At 68.3% G+C, this 22,149-nt stretch carries 18 protein-coding genes; 6 read left to right on the top strand and 12 right to left on the bottom strand.

All coding sequences use genetic code 11. From position 1 onward, the window contains the following. Positions 1 to 29 precede the first annotated feature (29 nt). The 7 genes from hrpB to ACFQRC_RS13425 all read right to left on the bottom strand — a co-directional run bounded on the left by hrpB (position 30) and on the right by ACFQRC_RS13425 (position 6,942). Positions 30 to 2,564 carry an ATP-dependent helicase HrpB gene (gene hrpB / locus ACFQRC_RS13455; RefSeq protein ID WP_379962094.1) on the bottom strand — a complete coding sequence of 845 codons (2,535 nt, stop codon included), beginning with the start codon at positions 2,562 to 2,564 and terminating at the stop codon, positions 30 to 32. Positions 2,565 to 2,670: 106 nt separating this feature from the next. Then, a complete protein-coding gene (locus tag ACFQRC_RS13450; RefSeq protein ID WP_379962092.1) occupies positions 2,671 to 3,687 on the bottom strand; it encodes a polyprenyl synthetase family protein in 1,017 nt (338 codons plus the stop codon). After that, positions 3,684 to 4,070 (bottom strand): type II toxin-antitoxin system VapC family toxin, encoded by a 387-nt coding sequence (locus ACFQRC_RS13445; protein ID WP_379962090.1) that lies wholly within the window; start codon positions 4,068 to 4,070, stop codon positions 3,684 to 3,686. The genes ACFQRC_RS13450 and ACFQRC_RS13445 overlap by 4 nt, the downstream gene beginning before the upstream one ends. Continuing rightward, positions 4,067 to 4,330 carry an AbrB/MazE/SpoVT family DNA-binding domain-containing protein gene (locus ACFQRC_RS13440; RefSeq protein WP_379962088.1) on the bottom strand — a complete coding sequence of 88 codons (264 nt, stop codon included), beginning with the start codon at positions 4,328 to 4,330 and terminating at the stop codon, positions 4,067 to 4,069. Before ACFQRC_RS13440 ends, ACFQRC_RS13445 begins: the two co-directional genes overlap by 4 nt. A gap of 55 nt (positions 4,331 to 4,385) precedes the next feature. Then, entirely contained in the window at positions 4,386 to 5,762 is a 1,377-nt protein-coding gene (locus ACFQRC_RS13435) for a sensor histidine kinase (protein ID WP_379962086.1), read from the bottom strand. A gap of 99 nt (positions 5,763 to 5,861) precedes the next feature. Continuing rightward, positions 5,862 to 6,527 carry a response regulator transcription factor gene (locus tag ACFQRC_RS13430; RefSeq protein ID WP_379962084.1) on the bottom strand — a complete coding sequence of 222 codons (666 nt, stop codon included), beginning with the start codon at positions 6,525 to 6,527 and terminating at the stop codon, positions 5,862 to 5,864. A 97-nt stretch (positions 6,528 to 6,624) separates the two neighbouring features. After that, positions 6,625 to 6,942, bottom strand: coding sequence for a PepSY domain-containing protein (locus tag ACFQRC_RS13425; protein ID WP_379962082.1), 318 nt, complete (start codon positions 6,940 to 6,942; stop codon positions 6,625 to 6,627). 134 nt (positions 6,943 to 7,076) lie between these two features. Between ACFQRC_RS13425 and ACFQRC_RS13420 the strand changes: the two genes are divergently transcribed. From ACFQRC_RS13420 to ACFQRC_RS13410, 3 genes are all read left to right on the top strand, one after another. Further along, positions 7,077 to 8,657: an amidohydrolase gene (locus ACFQRC_RS13420; protein WP_379962080.1), complete on the top strand. Its 1,581-nt coding sequence runs from the start codon at positions 7,077 to 7,079 to the stop codon at positions 8,655 to 8,657. Positions 8,658 to 8,768: 111 nt separating this feature from the next. Further along, a complete protein-coding gene (locus tag ACFQRC_RS13415) occupies positions 8,769 to 9,317 on the top strand; it encodes a hypothetical protein (RefSeq protein ID WP_379962078.1) in 549 nt (182 codons plus the stop codon). A 99-nt stretch (positions 9,318 to 9,416) separates the two neighbouring features. After that, positions 9,417 to 9,776 (top strand): hypothetical protein, encoded by a 360-nt coding sequence (locus ACFQRC_RS13410; RefSeq protein WP_379962076.1) that lies wholly within the window; start codon positions 9,417 to 9,419, stop codon positions 9,774 to 9,776. 4 nt (positions 9,777 to 9,780) lie between these two features. Here the strand turns inward: ACFQRC_RS13410 and ACFQRC_RS13405 are convergent, their stop codons facing one another. Continuing rightward, a complete protein-coding gene (locus ACFQRC_RS13405; RefSeq protein WP_379962074.1) occupies positions 9,781 to 11,661 on the bottom strand; it encodes an ABC-F family ATP-binding cassette domain-containing protein in 1,881 nt (626 codons plus the stop codon). Between the two features lie 94 nt (positions 11,662 to 11,755). On the opposite strand from ACFQRC_RS13405, the gene pip reads away from it, so the two are divergent. From pip to ACFQRC_RS13390, 3 genes are all read left to right on the top strand, one after another. Beyond that, entirely contained in the window at positions 11,756 to 12,706 is a 951-nt protein-coding gene (gene pip, locus ACFQRC_RS13400) for a prolyl aminopeptidase (protein ID WP_379962072.1), read from the top strand. Positions 12,707 to 12,829: 123 nt separating this feature from the next. Next, positions 12,830 to 14,674 (top strand): ABC-F family ATP-binding cassette domain-containing protein, encoded by a 1,845-nt coding sequence (locus tag ACFQRC_RS13395; RefSeq protein WP_379962070.1) that lies wholly within the window; start codon positions 12,830 to 12,832, stop codon positions 14,672 to 14,674. Between the two features lie 84 nt (positions 14,675 to 14,758). Continuing rightward, positions 14,759 to 15,244 (top strand): hypothetical protein, encoded by a 486-nt coding sequence (locus ACFQRC_RS13390; RefSeq protein ID WP_379962068.1) that lies wholly within the window; start codon positions 14,759 to 14,761, stop codon positions 15,242 to 15,244. A gap of 22 nt (positions 15,245 to 15,266) precedes the next feature. On the opposite strand, the gene ACFQRC_RS13385 is transcribed toward ACFQRC_RS13390, so the two are convergent. The 4 genes from ACFQRC_RS13385 to ACFQRC_RS13370 are packed head-to-tail and all read right to left on the bottom strand — an operon-like array spanning position 15,267 to position 22,040. Beyond that, positions 15,267 to 17,198 (bottom strand): tetratricopeptide repeat protein, encoded by a 1,932-nt coding sequence (locus ACFQRC_RS13385; RefSeq protein WP_379962066.1) that lies wholly within the window; start codon positions 17,196 to 17,198, stop codon positions 15,267 to 15,269. Beyond that, complete coding sequence (prsR, locus tag ACFQRC_RS13380) at positions 17,195 to 18,571, bottom strand: PEP-CTERM-box response regulator transcription factor (protein WP_379962064.1); 1,377 nt, start codon at positions 18,569 to 18,571, stop codon at positions 17,195 to 17,197. The genes ACFQRC_RS13385 and prsR overlap by 4 nt, the downstream gene beginning before the upstream one ends. Beyond that, a complete protein-coding gene (gene prsK, locus ACFQRC_RS13375; protein WP_379962062.1) occupies positions 18,568 to 20,652 on the bottom strand; it encodes an XrtA/PEP-CTERM system histidine kinase PrsK in 2,085 nt (694 codons plus the stop codon). Before prsK ends, prsR begins: the two co-directional genes overlap by 4 nt. Further along, entirely contained in the window at positions 20,652 to 22,040 is a 1,389-nt protein-coding gene (locus tag ACFQRC_RS13370; RefSeq protein ID WP_379962060.1) for a TIGR03013 family XrtA/PEP-CTERM system glycosyltransferase, read from the bottom strand. Before ACFQRC_RS13370 ends, prsK begins: the two co-directional genes overlap by 1 nt. Positions 22,041 to 22,149: the final 109 nt, after the last annotated feature.

The raw sequence follows: 22,149 nt of genomic DNA, 5'->3' as shown, positions 1-22,149 counted from the left end.
TCTCCCTATCAGAAGCCGCCCTATATCGCTCACCCCGAACGGGCGGAAGCCTTCTTGGTGCGGAGCGTCGGATCGGCGGCGGCGGGATCGTCTGGCCAGGGGTGCCGGGGATAGCGGCCGCGCATTTCCTTGGCCACCGCCGCCCAGCTTCCCGCCCAGAAGCCGGGGAGGTCACGGGTGGTCTGGATCGGGCGCCCCGCCGGCGAGGTCAGGCTCAGCACGAGCGGGACCTTGCCGCCGGCGATGGCCGGATGCTCGGACAGGCCGAAGAAAGCCTGCGGCCGCGCGGTGACGGTGGGGCCGGCTTCGGCTTCATAGTCGATGGCGTGGTGGCTCCCCGCCGGGGTGGCCAAAGCGTGCGGAGCCAGCCGGTCGACCGCCTTGCGCCCCTCCCAGCCGAGCATCGCGTCGAGCATTCCGGCGAGCGCGCCCGGATCGATGTCGGCCAGCCGGCGCTTGCCGGCGACGAGGCCGGGCAGCCAGTCGTCGAGCGAGGCGAGCAAGGCGGCATCGGAAAGGTCGGGCAGCGAGGGATCGTGCGCCTCGGCGGCGAAGGCGGCGCGCCGGCGCAGCGACAAAGCGGCGTCGCTCCACGGAAGAAGATGGAGGCCGTGGGTCCGCACGCCTTCGACCAGCGCCGTGGCGACGGCTTGCGCGTCGGCGCGGCTGTCCTGACCTCCGGAAAGGCGGATCGCGCCGAGGTGGCGACCGTGGATGGCTTTCACGCCGCCGGTCGCCGGATCGAAGCGGACGTGGGCGCCGGTTTCGATGCGGTCCGCGAAGAGGGCTTCGATGGTGGTCTCGTCGATCGGGGCGGCGGAGAGGATGCGGGCGCCCGAGGCCGCGCCGCCGACTTCCGCGACCGCCAGCCATTGGTCGCGAGCGAGCGGCGAGGCGGGGTCGAGGCGGAAGCCACGGCCGCCGGCGGAGAGCCAGTTCTCGCCAGAGGAGTCGCGGCGTTTCGAGAGGCGGTCGGGGAAGGCGAGGGCGATGCACGTCCCCACCCCGTTCGTGTCGAGCGCAGTCGAGAAATCCCGTCGAGCGACGTCGAGACTTGCGGACTCAGATCCTCGGCTTCGCTCGGAAGGGTCCCTCGACTTCGCTCGGGACGAACGGGTGAGTTGCAACCATCTCTTCGCCAGCCCCCGCGCCGCTTCCGCGCGCTTGCCGCGTTCGCTCCGCCAGCGTCTCAGCCTCAGCTCCAGGTCGGTGTCGTTGCCGCCGAGGCCGCGCTCGGACAGCAAAACCGCTACTTCCGCCGCCGTTTCGCCCCAGCCGCGCGCTCCCGCTTCCACCATCATATGGGCCAGTCGGGGCGGGAGGGGCAGAGCGGCGATGGCCTTGCCGTGGGCGGTGGGGCGGACGCTTTCGTCCAAGGCGCCCAAGGAGGTCAGCCGCCTTCTTGCTTCGTCGATGGCGGCGGCGGGGGGTGGGTCGACCCATTTCAGGTCACGCGGGTCGGCGACGCCCCAGAGGGCGCAGTCGAGGAGGAGGGCGGAGAGGTCGGCCTCCAAAATCTCCGGCGGGTCGAAGCGGGGGAGGGCGGCGGTCGCGGCTTCCTCCCAGAGGCGGTAGACCTTGCCCGGCCCCTGCCGCCCGGCGCGGCCGGCGCGCTGGGTGATTGCGGCCTGGCTGGCGCGCTCGGTGACCAAGCGGGTGATGCCGGCGCCGCGGTCGTAGCGCGGGCGGCGGGCGAGGCCGGAATCGACGACGATTCGGACGCCGTCGAGGGTGAGGCTGGTCTCGGCGATCGAGGTGGCGAGCACGATCTTGCGGCGGCCGGGCGGCGCGGCGGCGATGGCGGCGCGCTGCTCCCTGGGGTCGAGCGAGCCGTGGAGGCGGTGGAGGTCGACATCAGCGGGGAGGCGGTCCAGCCGCTCGGCCGTGCGCTCGATTTCCGCCACGCCGGGGAGGAAGGCGAGCAGACTCCCCTCCGCGTCGGCGAGGGCGCGGCGGATGGCGGCGGCCATTGCGTCCTCGATGCGCTTCTCCGGCGAGCGGCCGAGATGGCGAAGGTCGATGGGGTGGCTGCGGCCTTCGCTTTCGATGACCGGGGCATCGCCCATCAACGCGGCGAAGCGGGCGCCGTCGAGGGTCGCCGACATGGCCACGAGGCGGAGGTCGGGGCGGAGCGCCGCCTGCGCATCGAGGGCGAGGGCGAGGCCGAAATCGCTGTCGAGCCCGCGCTCGTGCACTTCGTCGAACAGCACGGCCGAGACGCCGGCAAGCTCGGGATCGGCCTGGATGCGGTTGCGGAAGATACCTTCGGTGAGGACGAGAATACGTGTCTTCGCCGAACGCTTCGTGTCCAGCCGCGTCGCATAACCGATCGTCCCGCCCGGATTCTCCCCCGCCAGCTCGGCCATCCGCTCCGCCGCCGCCCGCGCGGCGAGGCGGCGGGGGGACAGCAGCAGGACTTCGCCCGTGCACCAGGGCTGATCGAGCAAAGCAGGGGCGACGGCGGTCGTCTTGCCCGCGCCGGGGGGAGCGACGAGCACCGCGTTCGAATTGTCGCGGAGCGCGGCGAGGAGATCTGGGAGAACAAAGTCGATCGGGAGAGTCACCCGCACCCCCTAACGTCATTCCAGCGAAAGCTGGAATCTCATTGTTTCTTCGAGGAGGCCGACAGGAGGGAGATTCCAGCTTTCGCTGGAATGACGAATGGTATGTTCAATAGGCCCGCGAAATGGCAAATTCGACCGCTTCGACCAGGGCCGCCTTGGCCTTCCCCGCCGGGAACGGCCCCAGGGCATCGATAGCGCGCTGTCCGTAGTGGCGGGCGCGGGCGATGGTGTCGTCGAGGGCGTTGTGGGCGCGGAGCAGGCGGGTGGCTTCGGCGAGGTCCTCGTCCGAGTTGCGGCGGCCTTCCATCGCGTCGCGCCAGAAACGGCGTTCCTCGTCGCTGCCGCGGGCGACCGCCAATATGACGGGGAGGGTGACCTTGCCGTCGCGGAAATCGTCGCCGACGCCCTTGCCCATCGTCTCGGCGTCGGAGGCATAGTCGATGGCGTCGTCGATCAGCTGGAAGGCGATGCCGAGGTTGCGGCCATAGGCGTCGAGGGCTGCCTCGACGCTCTCGTCACGCTCGGCGACGACCGCCGCGATCTGGCAGGCGGCGGCGAAGAGGGCGGCGGTCTTGGCGGCGATGATGTCGAGATATTGGTCCTCGCTGGTCTCGACCCGGCGCTGGGCGGTCAGCTGGTTGACCTCGCCCTCGGCGATGATCGCGGAGGCGCGGGAGAGGATGCGCAGCGCCTTGAGGCTGCCGTCCTCGACCATCAGCTCGAAGGAGCGGGAGAAGAGGAAATCGCCGACCAGCACGCTCGCCGGATTGCCCCAGATGATGTTGGCGGTGCGGCGGCCGCGGCGGAGGCCCGACATGTCGACGACGTCGTCGTGGAGCAGGGTCGCGGTGTGGATGAACTCGACGGCGGCGGCGAGCTTGTGGTGCCGCGCGCCGCCATAATCGAGGAGGCGGGCGCAGGCGAGGGTGAGCATCGGCCGCATCCTCTTGCCGCCGCCGGCGATGAGATGGCCGGCGAGCTCCGGGATGAGCGCGACCTCGCTCTGCATCCGCTCCAGGATGACGCTGTTCACATGATTGAGGTCGGCCGCGACGAGCTGGAACATCGCGTCGAGCGACGGGGCGCGGCCTGTGCCGCCGAGTTGGTGGATCGTTGCGGTCATTTGAGCCGCTCGACCGGAACGGGGGCGGCGGGGCCGGCCTGCTTCGCAAGATCCTTTTCGAAGCTGGCAAAGCACTCATGGCCGGAGGCGGCGATCAGGTGGAGCATGTCGGCCCAATCGGCCCCCCGGCGGTGCCGGTCAAGCGCCCATTGGAGTTGGTCGATCCGCGCGACTTCGACGCTTTCCAATGCGACGAAGTCCGCGAAGGCGCGGTTGACCTTCTCGCGAGGCCAGCCGGTGCTACGAAGAACCCATTCGGATTCGATCAGGACCGAATGCGAGACGAAGACGCCCCCAGCCATGCACTCTCTGGCGGCCGCACCCTGGTTCGGATCATCGCCCAGCAGGAATCGCAGCACGACGTTGGTGTCGACCGCCTTCACCGTTCGTGCTTGTATTCGTTATACCGCCGCCGCGCTTCCCGCATCACGGCTTCGTCCATCTGCTCGAGGGTGAGTGCCGGGCCCGGCTGCGGCGGATGGCGCCGTCTGAACTCGTCGATCGTGATGCGCTCCCGTTTGGGCGCGCTCGGCCGCAGCAGAACGCCGCTGGCGGTCTCGATCACCTCGAGATCCGCGCCCTCCTGCCATTGCAGGCGCTCGCGGACCGCTTTTGGGATCACGACCTGGCCCTTGGCGGACAATCTTGTGTGAGCGTTCATCGCGGTAAGATACGTCTTACGCTTACGCCGTTCAAGCTCACCCGCCGATCGGCAGCTTGAGCCGCGCCAGCAGGCCGCCCAGATCCTCGCTCTCCTCCAATCCGATCGAGCCGCCATAAATCTCGGCGACGTCGCGGACGATGGCGAGGCCGAGGCCGGTGCCGGGCTTTTCGAGGTCGAGCCGGGCGCCGCGGTCGAAGATTCCGGCGCGTTCGGCTTCGGGGATGCCCCTGCCGTCATCCTCGACCTCGATCTCGACGCAATCCGGGTTCGCCTTTACCGTCACGAACACGCGGCCCCCACCATATTTGGCGGCATTCTCGATGAGGTTGCCGAGCATCTCGTCCAGATCCTGCCGCTCGACGCGGACGGACGCCGCCTTGTCGCCGGCGAGGTCGATCGTGACATGCTCGTACAGGCGGTCGACGGCGCGCTCGACCGCCTCCAGCGACGGCCAGACCTGGGCGCGCGCCTGGGCGCTGGACCTGCGGCCGATGGCGCGGGCGCGGGCGAGGTGATGGTCGACCTGGCGGCGCATCACGGTGACTTCGCGGACCACCGTCGCGGCGAGATCGGGGCTGCCCGCGGTGGCGGCGTTGGTGACGACGGTGAGCGGGGTCTTGAGCGCATGGGCGAGGTTGCCGGCGTGACGGCGCGCCTCCTCCGCCTGCATCTCGTTATGGGCGAGCAGATCGTTCAGCTCGGCCGTCAGCGGCGCGATCTCCTGCGGGAACCTTGCCTCGATGCGCGATTTCTCGCCGGATCGGATCGCGGCGATCGCCTTGCGCACGCGGCGCAGCGGCCAGAGGCCGTAAAAGGCCTGGAGCGCGGCCATCGCGATCAGCCCGAGGCCGAGCGCGCCGAACGAGCGGACCATGGTCTGTCTGAGGACGCCGATCTGCTCGTCGAGCGCGGCCCGGCTCTGCGCGACCTGGAAGCGCCAGCGCACCGGCGATCCCGGCAGCCGCACGTCGCGTTCGAGGATGCGCAGATTCTCCGCCTCGAATTCGGCGCTGTCGTAGGTGTGGACCTGGAAATCGCGATGGGCGGCACGGACCTGGAGCGCCCGGTCCCACAGCGAGCGCGAGCGGAACGGGTCGAAATCCTGGCCGCTGATCTGGAAATAGAGGCCCGAGTAAGGTTCGAGAAAGCGCTGGTCGGCGGGCGGACGGTTCAAATAGGCTTCGCCGTCCGGCCCGATTTCGGCCGAAGCGATGAGCGCGGTCAGCAGGTAATCGAGCTGGGCGTCGAAATTGCGGGTGATGGCGTTGGCCAGCACCCGGTCGAGCGCGAGGCCGCCGAAGCCGAGCAGCAGGACGATCCAGATCGCCGCGACGACGATCATCCGCCGGGTGAGCGACCCGGTGCCGCGCCGGCGCGGCCGGGGAAGGAAGGAGGAGAGCTTTACCGCCACAGCGTCACCCTGAACTTGTTTCAGGGTCCAATCCTACGCCCGCCGCGAAGCTCGAAACGGGATGCTGAAACGCGTTCAGCATGACGGCCTCTCTTTGCCTCAACCGTTCGGGTCTTCCAGCGAATAGCCGAGCCCGCGGATGGTGGTGATGACATCCGGCCCCAATTTCTTGCGGATGCGCGTGACGAACACCTCGATCGTGTTCGAATCGCGGTCGAAATCCTGGTCGTAAATATGCTCGATCAGCTCGGTGCGGCTGACGACCTTGCCCTTGTGGTGCATCAAATAGGAGAGCAATTTATATTCCTGCGCGGTGAGCTTGACCGGCTCGCCGGCCAAAGTGACCTTGCCCGACCGGGTGTCGAGACGGACGTCGCCGGCGATGAGCTCGGAGCTGACATTGCCAGACGCACGGCGGATGAGGGCGCGCAGCCGCGCGATCAATTCCTCGGTCTGGAAGGGCTTGGCGAGATAATCGTCGGCGCCGGCGTCGAGCCCCGCCACCTTGTCCGACCAGCTGTCGCGCGCGGTGAGGACGAGGACCGGTATCTTGATCCCTTCCTTGCGCCAGCGGTCGAGCACGGTCAGGCCGTCAATCTCCGGAAGCCCCAGATCGAGGATGATCGCGTCGTAGCTTTCGGTGGAGCCGAGATAATGGCCGTCCTCGCCGTCGGTGGCGAGGTCGATCGCGTAGCCCGCGCCTTCGAGTGTGGCGCGGAGCTGGCGCCCCAGGTTCGGTTCGTCCTCGACGATGAGAACCCGCATCTTTATCCCCTCTGGCTGTTCGTCGCGGTCAGTCTATCCGCCCAACCGGTGCGATTGCCAATGGTTTCCTGTACCGGGGATGAGCGCGCGAGCGCAGCTAGTGGCCGGACCGGCCGAGGACGCGGCCGGTGCGCGCATCGACATCGATCCAGATCACCCGGCCGCCGCGCATGAACTTCAGGCGATAGGTGCCGGAGCCGGCATCGAGTTCGGGGCCGAGATATTCGGCGCCGCGCATACGCGGCATGATCCGCGATTCGATGGTGCGAAGCGACATGATGCGGCCCTGCTGGCGCGCCTTGTAGGCGGCGTCCTGCTCCCGGTGGTCGCGACGCGGACGCGCGTCGGCCGCCGGCGCGAGCGAGGTCACGCCGAGCGCGGCAACAGCCATCAGGAGGGGAATATGCTTGACCATCGGCTCCACATCTATCGTTCGATCGAGAAGCGGAATAGCCAGTGGCCATTGAATAAGCCATGAATGCCTTGGAAGGCGTAGCTTAAGCTTCGGCACGGCGCGGCCAGGCTGTTGAAATCAGGGGGAATAGAGTGATGCGTGGATGGGGTTTCAAGGCGATGGCTCTCGCGGCCGCGATGGCGTGGGCGCCGGCGCCTCTTGCCGCCGCCGAGATGGAGCCGGTGCCGGCGCGCGGCGCGGACGAGGGGACCGGCCCTTTCCAGAAGCTCGTCATCCGCGGCGCCACCCTGATCGACGGCAGCGGCGCGCCGGCGATGGGACCCGTCGACATCGTCGTCGAAGGCAACCGGATCGCGGAGATACGCGGCGCCGGCACGCCCGGATTGCCGATGGAGGCGGATCGTGAGCCGCGCGATTTCACCCATGAGATCGACGCCACCGGCATGTATGTCCTGCCGGGCTTCATCGACACCCACGCCCATAATGGCGATCCTGGCAAGGCGCCGCAGCCGAGCTACGGCTACAAGCTCTGGCTGGCGCACGGCGTCACCACGGTGCGCGGCGTGCCGATGCAGGACGGCCCCGTCGCGCTCGCCGACAAGAGAAGGAGCGCCGAGAACGCCATCGTCGCGCCGCGCCTCTTCGCCTATATCGTGCCGGGCTCCGAATGGGGCGGCGGCGCCGTCGATACGCCGGAAAAGGTCCGCGCCTGGGTGCGCTGGGCCGCGGCCCAAGGCTATGACGGCGTCAAATTCTTCAACTCCAATTCGCGCGCCGTCACCGCGGCGGCGATCGGCGAGGCGGAGAAACACGGGCTCGGCACCATCGCCCATCTCGGCCAAGGCGGCGTCGCCGACGTCAATGCCCGCGTCGCCGGCGAACTCGGCCTCGACACCGTCACGCATTTCTACGGCCATTTCGAAAGCCTGCTGAAGGACGGGCGGCTGCCCAAATATCCGGCCGATTATAATATGTTCAACGAGCAGGACCGCTTCTACGAGATCGCGACGCTGGCCGATCAGATCGTCGAACCGGGCAGCGCCGAATGGCAGGCCTATCTGGAATCGCAGCTCGAAAACGGGGTCATCTTCAATCCGACCTTGAACATCTACTCCGCCGGCCGCGACCTGATGCGGGCGCGCAATGCCGACTGGCACGACAAATACACCCTGCCCTCGCTCACCGCCTTCTTCGCGCCCAGCCGCGTCAACCACGGCAGCTATTGGTACGATTGGACGACCGAAAAGGAGATCGCCTGGCGGCGCTTCTATGGCCCCTATATGCGGCTGATGAACGATTATAAGAATATGGGCGGCATCGTCACTGTCGGCTCCGATCCGGGCTATATCTACCAGAGCTGGGGCTTCCCCTACATCCAGGAGCTGGAGATGCTCCAGGAAGCGGGCTTCACGCCGCTGGAGACGATCGTCGCCGCGACCCGCAACGGCGCCTATGAGCTCTACCGCCCCAAGGGCGTCGAGGCGCCGATCGGCATGGTCAAGGAAGGCATGTTGGCCGACCTCGTCATCGTGCCCGAAAACCCCTTGCACAATTTCAAGACGCTCTACGGCACCGGCTTCGAGCGACTGGACGAGAACGGCCAGGTCGAACGCGTCGGCGGCGTCCGCTGGACCATTAAGGACGGCATCGTCTACGACGCCCAGCAGCTGCTGGCGGACGTGGCGGCGATGGTGGAGGCGCAGGAGGGCAAATAGCGGATGGAATCGAACAGGCTTTGGCTGTTCGTCGCGACGACGGCTCTATTGTCTTGCTCGCCGGAGCGGGACGAGCCTGCCGATCCTGCCGCACGCCAGGCGCCGAATGCCGTGATAGCCATCGAAACAGCGAAGAACGCAATCGTCCCACCGCCGTTGGCCGAGCCCGCGCCCGGAATTACGCCGCTCACCGCCGAGGGGTGGGGTCCGCTCCGCATCGGCATGACGCTGGCCGAGGTCGTCGCCGCCGCCGGACCCGATTCCGATCCGGAGGCGGTCGGCGGGCCGGAGCCGGAATCGTGCGACATCTTCCATCCGGCGCGCGCGCCCGAGGGGCTGATGGTGATGATCGAGGACGGCCGCCTCGCCCGCATCTCCCTCTCCGCCCCGACCGAGGTGAAGACGGACCGCGGCTTCGGCCCCGGCGACTCCGCCGCGGCGGTCGAAACGGCCTATGGCGACGTGCTGAAGGCGAGCGCGCACGAATATCAGGAGGCTCCGGCCGCCTACCTCACCGTTTGGGCGAGCGGCGGCGGCGAGCAACCCCATGTCCGCTCGCCCGGCGCGCGCGGTCTTCGCTACGAAGTGGATCAAGGCGGCGCCGTCGAAGCCGTCCACGCCGGCGGACCCGCGATCCAATATGTCGAGGGTTGCCTTTAGCGCGCGGTGTCCGGCCAAAGGAGTCGCGCCCGCGATCAGCCCCCTTGCCTGCCGCCCAATTCCGCGCCATCAACGCGCAAATTCCTGGGGGAGAAGTTCATGAAGACGCACATTCTGGCCGCCGCCATCTTGGCCGCCTCGTTCGCATCGCCGGCCAGCGCGGGGACGCAGGATTTCGTGATCCTCAACAATACCGGCTATACGATCAAACAGCTCCACGTCGCGGCTTCGACCAAGGATGTCTGGGAGGAGGATGTGCTCGGCTCGGAAATCCTGGAGGACGGAGAGCGCACCCGGGTGCGTTTCGACAGCGACGAGGAAAGCTGCCTCTGGGACATCAAGGTCACCTATGACGATGGCGAAACCGCGGCATGGCAGGGCGTGAACCTGTGCGAGATCTCGATCGTCTCGCTCCGCTACGACCACGAGACGGGTAGCACCTCGGCCGAAGCGGAGTAATCGGCTAGGCCGCTTCCGCCTTCTCGACAGCTTCGGAGGCTTCGAGCCAGCGCGCCTCGGCGCCGGCGAGGTCGGCGCTGATTTCGGCGAGCAGACGCATCAAAGCGCTCATCGGCCGTTCCGCGTCGGCGGGGGTTGCGGAGCCGGGGTCGAACATCGCGCGCTCGATCTCGCTCTTGCGCGCCTCCAGCCGCGCGATGTCCGCCTCGGCCGCCTTGGCGGACTTGCGGAGCGACTGGCTCTGCTCGCGCGCTTGCGCCATCGCCCGGCGCTCGTCCTTGCGGTTGCGCTTCGGCGCTTCCTTGGCGGCCGCGCCGTCGCCGGTCCTGCCGAGGATGAGGTCGGTATAATCGTCGAGGCTGCCGGAAAATTCCTTCGCGGTGCCGCCATCGACCAGCACCAGCCGGTCGGCGGTGAGCGCCAGCATGTGGCGGTCGTGGCTGACCACCACCACCGCGCCGCCATAATCGTTGAGCGCCTGGACCAGGGCCTCGCGGGCATCGACGTCGAGATGGTTGGTCGGCTCGTCGAGGATCAGCAGATGCGGCGCGTCGCGGGTGATGAGCGCCAGCGCCAGCCGCGCTTTCTCGCCGCCGGACATCTTGCCCACCTTCTGCGTCGCCATCGGCCCCGAAAAGCCGAACCGGCCGAGCTGGCCGCGCACCGCCGCCGGGGTCGCGCCCTTCATCAGCCGGCCCATATGCTCCAGCGGCGTGTCGCCCGCGTCGAGCTCCTCCACCTGATATTGGGTGAAATAGCCGACCCGGAGCTTGCCCGAGGCGTTCATCTCGCCTTCCATCGCCGGCAATTGGGCGGCGAGCAGGCGGGCGAGCGTGGTCTTGCCGTTGCCGTTGCGCCCGAGCAGGGCCATGCGGTCGTCGGGATCGAGCCTGAGGCTGACCCGCGACAGGACCGGCTTTCCGGGCGCGTAGCCAACCGCGGCCATGTCGAGCGTGACCAGAGGCGGCTTCAGCTCGGCCGGACTGGGGAAATCGAAGCTCAGGCTTGGATCCTCGGCGACCGCGGCGATCGGCGCCATCCGCGCCAGCGCCTTGGCGCGCGACTGGGCCTGCTTGGCGGTCGAGGCGCGGGCGGAGTTGCGGGCGATATAATCCTGCAGCTTGGCGCGCTGCGTGGCCTGGCTGGCGCGCGCCGATTCGAGCTGGGCGAGCCGCTCGGCATATTGTTTCTCGAACGCGTCGTAGCCGCCCGGATAGAGGGTGAGCTTGCCCTGCTTCAGGTGGAGGATGTGGTCGACGACGTTGTTGAGCAAGTCGCGCTCGTGGCTGACGATGAGCATCGTGGCGCGGTAGCTCTTGAGGAAATTCTCCAGCCACATCGTCGCCTCGAGGTCGAGATGGTTCGAGGGCTCGTCGAGCAACAGAAGGTCAGGCCCCGAAAAGAGCAAGGCGGCGAGCGCGACCCGCATCCGCCAGCCGCCGGAGAAGCTGTCGAGCGGCTGTTGCTGCATCTCCTCGTCGAAGCCGAGGCCGACGAGGATGCGCGCGGCGCGGGCCGGCGCCGCATGGGCGCCGATCGCGTTCAGCCGCTCGTGTATCTCGGCGAGGCGGTGGGGGTCGGAACTGGTCTCGGCATCGTGAAGCAGCCGCGCGCGCTCGGTGTCGGCGGCGAGCACGGTCTCGAACGGCGTGCCGGGGCCGGACGGCGTCTCCTGCGCGATATAACCCATCCGCGCCGCCCGCGGCATCTCGGCACCGCCCTCGTCCGGCTCGAGCATCCCGGCGACGACCCGCATCAGGGTCGATTTGCCGGCCCCGTTCCGCCCGATCAGCCCGACGCGGCTGCCCGGCGGCAGAGTCGCCGTCGCGCGGTCGAGGATGGTGCGCCCGCCGAGGCGGACCGTGATGGCGTTGAGGGAAAGCATGGCGGCCCCTTACAGGGGCGGGGCTGGGTTGTCAGGAGGGTTTCGGACGGGGAGCCGCGGCCTTAAGAGGGGCAATTCAACAAGGAACGCTCCGATGCTGCGCACCCTCTATCCTCCGATCGAACCTTATGAGAGCGGGATGCTCGACGTCGGCGACGGACATACGATCCGCTACGAGCGGTGCGGGACGAAGGGGGCGAAACCGGCGGTGTTCCTGCATGGCGGGCCAGGCGGCGGCATTTCCCCGGAGCATCGGCGGCAGTTCGATCCGGCGCTCTACGACATATTGCTGTTCGATCAGCGCGGTTGCGGGAAATCCACGCCTTATGCGAGCCTGGAGGCGAACACGACCTGGCATCTGGTCGCCGACATCGAGCGGCTTCGCGAGCTGACGGGCGTGGAGAAGTGGCTGGTGTTCGGCGGTTCCTGGGGATCGACCCTGGCGCTCGCTTATGCCGAGACGCATCCGGAGCGGGTGACCGAGCTGGTCGTGCGCGGCATCTATACCTGCACCAAAGCGGAACTCGACTGGTATTACCGGTTCGGCGTGTCGGAGATGTTTCCCGACAAATGGGACAAGCTGGTCTCGCCGATCCCGGATTCGGAGCGCGGCGACATCCTCGCCGCCTATCACCGCCGCCTGACCGGGGACGACCGCGAGGTGCAACTCGCGGCCGCCCGCGCCTGGAGCCTCTACGAAGGGGAAACGATCACCCTGCTCCCCGATGCGAAGCTCACGGAGCAGCATGACGATCCCGATTTCGCGCTCGCCTTCGCCCGCATCGAGACCCATTATTTCATGCACGGCGCCTGGCTGGAGCCCGACCAGCTGATCCGCGACGCCGGCCGCCTCGCCGCCATTCCCGGCACCATCGTCCACGGCCGCTACGACATGCCCTGCGCGCCGCGTTTCGCCTGGCGCCTCCATCTGGCCTGGCCCCAGGCCGACTTCCGCCTCGTCGAAGGCGCGGGCCATGCTTATTCGGAGCCGGGCATTCTCGATGAGCTGATCCGCGCGACGGATCGCTATGCGGGCAAGGCCTGACGACCGGCGTTCACGGCCTCGGCCGCGTCTCCGGCCTGGGCGACGACTGAGGAGAGCCACGGCCGATATGCGCGCCGATTTGCGGGTTTTGATCCTGCCCGAAAGCGGCTAGTTCCCCCCGCCATGCCTCCACCCGTCCTCGCTTATGAAAACCTCGGCCTCGTCCAGGGCGCCGGCTGGCTGTTCAGGGGCCTCGACATTCATGTCGGGCCGCGCGACCGGCTGGCGTTGATCGGGCGCAACGGGGCGGGGAAGACGACTTTGCTCAAGTGCCTCGCCGGGCTGATCGAGACCGACGAGGGGCGGCGGACGATCCAGCCGGGGACGCGGGTGGTGCTGCTGGAGCAGGATCCGGACGTGGCCCGCTTCGAGACGTTGCGCGATTTCGCGCTGGCCGCGCCCGAGGCGCCGGAGGCGCACGCGGTCGACGCCATCGCGCACCAGATCGGCATCGACCTCGACCGGCCCGCCGCCACCGCCTCGGGCGGGGAGCGCCGCCGCGCCGCCATCGCCCGGGCGCTGGCGCAAAATCCGGACGTGCTGCTGCTCGACGAGCCGACCAACCATCTCGATCTCGCCGCGATCGAGTGGCTGGAGGACTGGCTGGCGCGCTACACCGGCGCGTTCATCGCGATCAGCCACGACCGCACGTTTTTGAAGCGCCTGACCCGCTCCAGCCTGTGGCTCGACCGGGGCGCGATCCGCCGCGCGGAGATCGGCTTCGGCGGGTTCGACGCGTGGACCGAGCAGGTCTATGCCGAGGAGGCACGGGTGGCGGACAGGCTCGACGCCAAGCTGAAGCTGGAGCTGCACTGGCTGGAGCGCGGCGTCACCGCGCGCAGGAAGCGCAACCAGGGCCGGCTCGCCAAATTGCACGAAATGCGTGCGACCCGAGCGGCGATGCTCGGCCCGCCGGGGACGGCGAAGCTCGGACTCGCCAATGACGACGTCAAGACGAAAATGGTGATCGACGCCGACAGGGTGACCAAGCGTTTCCCCTCGACTTCGCTCGGGACAGGCGGAGAGCGGACGATCGTCAGGGACTTCACTCTGCGCATCACGCGCGGCGACCGGATCGGGGTCGTCGGCGCGAACGGCACCGGCAAGACGACCCTGCTGAAGCTGCTGACCGGGGAGATGGAGCCCGACGAAGGGACGGTGCGCCGCGCCAGGACGCTCGACGGAGTCGTCATCGATCAGCAGAGGAAACTGCTCGATCCTGCCAAGAGCGTCCGCGACATCCTCGCCGACGGCGGCGACTGGATCGACGTGCGCGGGACACGCAAGCACGTCCAGGGCTATCTGAAAGACTTCCTGTTCGCGCCCGAACTGGTCGACGCCAGGATCGGCACGTTGTCGGGCGGCGAGCGCTCGCGGCTGCTGCTGGCGCGCGAGTTCGCGCGGCGATCGAACCTGCTGGTGCTCGACGAGCCGACCAACGACCTCGACCTCGAGACGCTGGACCTCCTCCAGGAGGTGATCGCCGATTATGACGGCACCGTCCTCATCGTCAGCCACGACCGCGACTTCCTCGACCGGACGGTGACGGTCACGCTCGGCCTCGACGGTTCGGGCAAGGTCGACGTGGTCGCCGGCGGCTATGAGGATTGGGAGCGCAAGCGCCGTCCTTCTCCCCTCCCGCGCACGGGAGGGGCCGCGGGAGGGGCTGTCAAATCCGGTGGCCCTTCCCCGGACAGGCCCTCCCCCAACCCCTCCCGCAAGCGGGAGGGGAATCGCAAGCTCAGCTACAAGGACCAGCGCGACTTCGATCTGCTGCCCGGGCGGATCGACGCGCTGGAAGCGGAGATCGCGCGCGACGAGGATATTCTTTCCGATCCCGACCTCTACGCCCGCGACCCCGCCCGTTTCGCCGCCCTCACCGCCGCGGTCGAGCAAGCCCGCGCCGAGCGTGACGCCGCCGAGCATCGCTGGCTGGAGCTGGCCGAGCAGGTCGAGGCGCTAGCCTGACCGTCACGGCCGCGTCGGGCCTCGCCGCGATGACGCGCTTCTGCTAGGCAATGCGGACCCGCTCCTTCAGGCAAGGAGGACGCCATGGCTCGTCCAAATCCCTGGTTCGCGTGGTTTTGCGTTTTCGTTTCCACTTTCGCGCTCGCCGCTTGCGCCGGCCCCTCCGCGCAACCCGCTGCCTCGGCCCAAGGCGCGCGACAGGAGGCGAGGCAAAGCAATATCGACTGCCATTCCGGCGCGCTGGCCAAGACGTCCTTGTGCCGCGCCGCCGGCTCCTATCGCGACACGGAGGACGGTGGCGACGATCCTGGAAAACCCGGCTGCCATGTCGCCTATCGCGATGCGCAATGCAGCGTCGACAGGTTCAATTCCTCCGGCGACATATGCATGGGGAACACTCTGTTCGAGTGGACCAACACCGCTTGCCACATCGCCGCCGACGACGTGCCCTATGATTGCGACGATTATTGCCGGTCCAAGGGTCACGTCGCAGGCGAATGTACAAAGGTGGAGAACGTCTGCTCGCCGCGCGGCTCGGCTTATTGCAAATGCACCAACAGCCCTGCCTGAGGCCGCCGCGCCAGGCCGATGGCTAGCTTTGCTTCGCCGCCTCCAGATGGGCGCGGATTTCGGCGTCGGTGGGGGCGCCGCGGGAGGCGCGTTCGAGGAGGGCGAGGCCGCGCGCGCGGTCCTTGCCGGTCTTGAACAGCAGCCAGCCATAGGTGTCGGCGGTGGCGGGATTGTCCTTGTCGAGCGTCCAGGCCCTTTCGGCCAGTGGCAGCGCGCGTTCCGTGTCGCCCTGCTGGGCATAGGCCCAGGCGAGGTTGTTGAGCATCACCGCGTCGCCGTCACCCAGCCGGGCGCGCAGGCCCTCGTAGATGCGGATCGCTTCGGGCCAGCTCCCTGCCGCCATGTAACGCGCCGCGGCGAGCTGCTGGGCGGGGACGCTCTGCGGATTCTGGTGAAGGAAGAGCTGGAGCACCTCGGTCGCCGCCTTGGCCTGGCCGGAGCGTTCGAGCGCCTCGATGGTCCGCATCGCCACCGGTTCGGTGAAGGCGATGTTGGCCGCCTTTCGATATTCCTCGGCCGCGCCCTTGAAGTCGCCGCCGATCCCGCGCGCGTCGCCGACCAATATATGGGCGTCCGGCACGCCGGGATGGGCGGACTGGAGCGCGAGCGCGCGGGCCAGCGCTTCCTGGCCCATGCCGCGTGACAGCAAGGCGCCGATCAGGGCGATCTGGGCGGGCGCCTGCCCCGGTTCGGCCGCCGCCAGACGCTGAATCTCGGCGAACTCGCGGTCGTCGACCCGACGGGACCACAAGGCGGTCGAGGATCGTTGCTGCGGCCGGGCGGCGCGGGCGAGAAAGGCGGAGGCGGCCTTCGCGTCGCCCTGCTTCGCCAGCGCCCGGCCGATCAGGGTCAGCGAATAGCTGTCGGCGTCGGTCCCTTCGGCGATCGGGCGCAGCGTGGCGATGACGGCGTCCATGTCGCCGAGCTTGAACTGCGCGGCGGCGAGCAGGCGGCGCGCCTTGCGGTTGTGGGGCTGGATCGCCGCCAGCCGCTCCAGCCGCTTGACCGCCTGCTCGATATTGCCCGTCCGATAGTCGATCGCGCCGGCGAGAAGCATCCCCGCCGGCTGATCGTCCATCGCGCCCCGGGTGCGGCGATAGAGGCTGCCGGCGAGCGCGAAATCGCCGGCCCGCGCGGCGAGCATGGCCTGGAGGTAATAAGCCATCGGATTGTCGGGAGAGAGCGACTGGACCTTGCGGGTCTCGGCCAGCATCTCGGTCATCCGGCCGAGGTCACCCAATGTGGCGGCGCGCTCGACGAGGGCGGTGACATGTTCGGGGTCGATCTCCAGCGCCCGGTCGAACCACGGCATCGCCGCCTGAAGGCCATATTGGCCGCGAGTCAGCTCGCCGCGCAGGGAGATCGCGTCGACGTCGTTCGGCGCCAGCTTCAGTGCCTTGTCGGCCGCCGCGATGGCACCGGCAAGGTCGCCGCTCGACCGGCGCAGGCGCGCGATTTCGATCCAGGCGGCATTGTCGCCCGGCGCGGCGGCGACGGCCGCGTCGAACGCCGCCGCGGCGCCGGCCACATCGCCGAGCCGGACTAGCGCCTGGCCGCGGATGCGCGCGGCATAGCCGGCATGGCGAGGGAGAGCGGCTTGCGCTTCCTTGATCGCCCGTTCGGGTTCGTTCTGGAGGAGGAAGGCGTGAGCCAGAAGATGGCTGGTTTCGCGGGCGGCGACACCGAGCGCCCGGGCCCGGTCGATCTCGGCGGCGGCGGCGACACCGTCGCCGAGCGCGAGATAGACCCGTGCCTGAAGGATGCGGAGCGCGCCGTCGGAAGGGGCGGCCTTGATCGCGTTGAGCAGTTCGACGCGGGCGGTGCGCGGCTGGCCCTGCTCGAGCGCGGCGACCGCGCGGGCGCGGGCTCCTTCGGCTCCGCCTTCGCCGGACGCGTTGGAGCAGGCGGCGACGCCGCACAGCAGGATCGGGAGAAGGATGCGCCGCGCGATCACGGCTGGAGCCCATATTCCTTGAAGAGGTCGTAGAGCGTGGGCCGGCTGATGCCGAGCAGCTTGGCGGCGCCGGAAATGTTGTTGTTGGTGCGGGCGAGGGCCTGGCGGATGGCCTTGCGGTCGGCTTCCTCGCGCGCCGACTTGAGGTTGACCGGCAGGTCGTCCCCCTCGCCGACCGCGAGGTCGAGATCCTCGGCGGTGATGAGCTTGCCGTCGGCCATGATGACCGCCCGCTTCATGCGGTTTTCCAGCTCGCGCACATTGCCGGGCCAGTGCCAGCCGTTGATCGCCGCCAGCGCGCTCGGCGCGAAGCTCTTGACCTGGGGGTTCATCTCGCGGGCGAAGCGCTGCAGGAAATGCTTGGCGAGCAGGGTCGCGTCACCGTGCCGCTCCGCCAGCGACGGGATGTTCACGACGATCTCGGCGAGCCGGTAATAGAGGTCCTCGCGGAAGCTCCCCGCCTTGATCATCTCGGGCAGATCCTGGTGGGTGGCGCAGACGATGCGGGTGTCGACGGGGATCGGCTTGCGGCCGCCGATACGCTCGATCACCCGTTCCTGGAGGAAGCGCAGCAATTTGACTTGGAGCGGCAGCGGGATGTCGCCAACCTCGTCGAGGAACAATGTGCCGCCATGGGCGAGCTCGATCTTGCCCTCGGTGGATTTGATCGCGCCGGTGAAGGCGCCTTTCTCATGCCCGAACAATTCGGATTCGAGCAGATTTTCGGGAATGGCGGCGCAATTGATGGCGACGAAGCCGCCGCCCCGGCGGCCGCTCGCCTGGTGCAGGCCCTTGGCGAGCAACTCCTTGCCGGTGCCGCTCGCGCCCAAGAGCATGACGGAGACGTCGGCATTGGCGACGCGCTCGATGGTGCGCGCGACCTTCAGCATCTCGGGCGCGGCGGTGATCATCGTGCCGAGCACGGTGCGGTCGTCGCCGATCTGGCTTTCGAGGCGCCGGTTCTCGCTTTCGATGCCGTGAAGCTGGAAGGCGCGGCGCACGATCAGGCCCAATTGATCGATATCGACCGGCTTCTGGTAGAAATCATAGGCCCCCGACGAGATGGCGCGGAGCGCGCTCTCGCGGGCGCCGTGGCCCGACGCGACGATTACCTTGGTGTCCGGCTTCAGGGACAGGATCGTCTCCAGCGTGGCGAAGCCTTCGCTCACCCCGTCGGGGTCGGGCGGGAGGCCGAGATCGAGCGTCACCACGACCGGCTCCTGCGAGCGCAGGAGATCGACGGCCGCGTTCCGGTCCGACGCGACCAGTACCTCGTAATCGTCATAAGCCCATCGGAGCTGCCGCTGCAGGCCCTCGTCATCCTCGATGACCAGCAGCTTGGGCAGCAATTTCGCCTTGGCCTCGGCATTCATGCGCTCATCCGTTCGTAATGCGGGGGTGCTTCGATCGCCCCGGCGGGTAAAAAGATGGTGAAGCGGCTGCCCTCGCCCTCGCGGCTCTCGACCTCGATACGGCCGCCCATCGCCGCTATCAGCGTCCGCGCCTCGAAGGCGCCGATGCCGAAGCCGCCTTCCTTGGTCGACGCGAACGGCTGGAACAGGCGCCCGGCGACGAATTCGGTCGACATGCCGACGCCGCTGTCGATGATCTCGACCCCGACCTCGGAGCCCCGATGGCCGAAGCATATCCTGACGGGATCGCCGGCATGGCTCGCGTCGATGGCGTTCTGGACGAGATGGCCGAGCGCCTGCTCCAGCCGTGCCGGATCGGCGCGCACGGCCACCGCCGGATCGCCGTACAGCAGCACGGGATGGAGATGCTGTCTGGCGCCGCTGAGAGCGGCCAGAAGGGGGTGGAGCGGCATGTCGCGCAGCGCCGCCGTCTCGGCCCTGTTGCCGCGATTGAGGCGCGCGAGCAGGTCGTTCATCTTCTTGACCGAGCTTTGCAGCGTCGCGACCATGTCGGCGCGGAATTCGGGGTTGTCGGCGTGCCGCTCGGCGTTGCGGGCGACGAGGCTGAGCTGGCTTACCAGATTCTTGATATCGTGCATGATGAAGGCGAAGCGGCGGTTGAACTCGTCGAACCTCTGCGCGTTGGCGAGCGCCTCCTGGCTCCGCGCCTCGGCGAGGTAGCTCGCCGCCTGGATGCCGGCGGTGCGGAAGAGGTCGAAATCCTCCCAGTCGAGCGGTCGCCGGACCAGCGGATGGCGAAGCACGACCAGTCCGACCAGCCGGTCGCTGTGGAGCAAGGGGATGCCGGCCCAGGCGGCGCCGTCCTCGACGATCCAGCCGGGCACCGCGACCCTGTTCGGCCCCGCGGCGAGCATCCCCTCCCGCGCCGTGTCGAAATCGACGACATGGGCGGTCGCTTCGAGGAAGCGGGCGAAATCATGGTCGCGCGCCGGACCCTCGCCGATCGGCCCGGGCCAGTTCCACCGCGCCGAGGGTGTCAGCCGATATTGATCGTCGGCGAGGAATAGCAGGCCGCCCGGTGATCCGGCGATGTCGGCGAGCGCCTTGATCACCCGGTCGCCGAGCGGCGCCGCGTCGGCGCCGCCGCGGCCGACGGTGCGGGTGAACCCGAGCCATTCCTCCCGATAGTCGTAGCGGTGCTCGAAGAAATGCTTGGCGAGGATGACGCGGAGCCAGGCTCGCGCCTTGCCCGACGGAAGCAGGATCGTCGCCGCGAGCGTCATCGTGAAGATGAGGCCGATCTGTCCGATCCGCACCCATTCGCCGCCAATCACGTCGAGCGCCCGGGTCGCCGACATCATCAGGATGAGATAGGCGAGGATGGCCAGCACCGACAGCGACTGGAAGGTCGCCGCGCGCGACAGCCGCATCCGCCACTCGGCGTTGCGCCGGCTCGCCAGCGCGAACAGAGGCACGATCATGGCGAGGGCCGCACCGCGCATCGCGAACAGGTCCGCGACCGGCCCCCGGGTCAGATAGGCGACGGTGTAGATGTGGAGGTCGTAGGCCCACATGCCCGCCAAAGCGATCATCGGCAGGCGGATGCCCCAGCGCGAATCCGGAGCGGCCTGCCCATACAGATTGTGGACCAGCACCAGGGATCCAGCGGCGATGGTGAGGCCGATGATGTGCGCGGTCGAGGAGAGCGCGGCGTGGATCAGGGGCTCGTTCGCGAAGCGCGGCAGCACGCCGGCGACCACGATCTGCAGCCCGATCACGCCGGCCACGGTGAAATAGACGAGCTTCACCGCCCGCTGCCGGTCATCCTCCGCCGCGCTCATGACGATGCCGTACATGAAGGCCAAAAAGGCGAAGTTGCGCGCGCTCTCGGCGAGACCGGAGAGGAGGTGGCCGGGGCCGAGCAGAGCGATGAAGATCGCCCAGCACGAGGTGACGGCGAAGGCCGCCACCAGCGGCCGGTTGATATGGTCCCCGTTCCAGTGGCGGAGCTGCCACGCCGCCAGCGCGCCGAACAGTAAGGCGGCGAGCGCGTGGCTCCACAGGCCGATCACCGCCACCATCAGCGCGCGCCCTCCGGCCAGAGGATGACCCGCATCGTCAGGATCAGGATCAGGACGTCGAGGAAGGGCGTGTAGTTCTTGGCATAATAGAGGTCATATTCAAGCTTGTGGCGGGCGTCCTCGGTTGAGGCGCCATAGGGATAGTTGATCTGCGCCCAGCCGGTGATGCCCGGCTTCACCATGTGGCGCTCGGCATAATAGGGAAGCCGCGCCTCCAGGTCGGAAACGAATTGCGGGCGTTCCGGGCGCGGGCCGACGAAGCTCATCTCGCCCTTCAGCACGCTCCACGCCTGCGGCAGCTCGTCGATCCTGAGCTTGCGGAGGACCGCGCCGACGCGAGTGACGCGGGGATCGTCCTCCTGCGCCCAAACCGCGATTCCGCCGACCTCCGCGTCGAGCCGCATGGAGCGCAGCTTCAATATCTCGAAGCTTTGGCCGTACAGCCCGATCCGCCGCTGTCGAAAGAAGGCCGGCCCGTCGCTCTCCAGCCGCACCGCCAGCGCGGCCAGCAGGATGATCGGCATGCCAAGGACGAGGATGGCGGCGCTGACGACGATGTCGAACAGCCTTTTGCCGATGCTGGACAGACGGCGGCCCGCAGAAAAGCCGTCGGAGAAGATGAGCCAGCTGGGGTTGAGGCTGTCCAGATCGACCCGGCCGGTCTCGCGCTCGAGGAAGGAGGACAGATCGTTGACATGGACGCCGGTGGTCTTGACCCGGAGCAGGTCCTGGAGCGGCAGCGCGTTGCGGCGTTCCTCCAGCGCGAGCACGACTTCGCTGGCGCCCAGCCGGACGACATAAGCGGGGAGGTTCGCGATGTCGGCGCGGTTGACGGCCTGGGCGACGGCGGTCGGCCCGTCGTTCATCGCGATATAGCAGGCGACGGCGAAGCCCGAGCCGCCGCGGCGGGCGAGCGCTTCGAGCCGGGCTGCCCGGGGGCCGGCGCCGAGCACGACGACGCGCCGCTTGAAGAGGTCCGCGCCCAGCGAGCGGCCGAGCATCAGCCGGACGCCGCCCAAAGCGACGAGCGCGAGGACCGTCGCGTAGAGGAGGTTGGAGCGCCAGAAGGTGACCGACGGAACGAGGAAGAAGATCAAGGAGAGGAGGAGGACGCCAAGCGTGATCGCGACGAACAGGCGCGGGACGGCGAAGCGGAGGGACTGCAACGCCTCGACTCCGTAGACTCCGACGCCGATCATGGCGAGCTGGAGGACGAGGGCGAAGGTCGTCATGAGCGGCAGCCGCGCCGCTTCCGGATCGAGCTTGCCCGCTATCTGCCAGCCGCGCAGCATCCAGCCGCCCTCGGCCGCAAGCATCAGCATCGCGAAATCGATCAGCCCGAGCAGCAGGACGGTGTGCGGGACATAATGTTTGAACAGCCGTATCACCGACCCGCCGCCTCGCCTGACCGGCTTGCATGTGTAAGGAATTCCGGCACGGCGGCAGTGTCGCTCAAATTGACAAATATTTCCTGAAGGGCGCGGAAAACCGGGACTG

Origin of the sequence: Enterovirga sp. GCM10030262, from assembly GCF_042666435.1 — a bacterium.
Classification (GTDB): domain Bacteria; phylum Pseudomonadota; class Alphaproteobacteria; order Sphingomonadales; family Sphingomonadaceae; genus Allosphingosinicella.
Note: the sequence above shows the minus strand (reverse complement) of the source record. Positions and strands in the feature narration are given on the sequence as shown.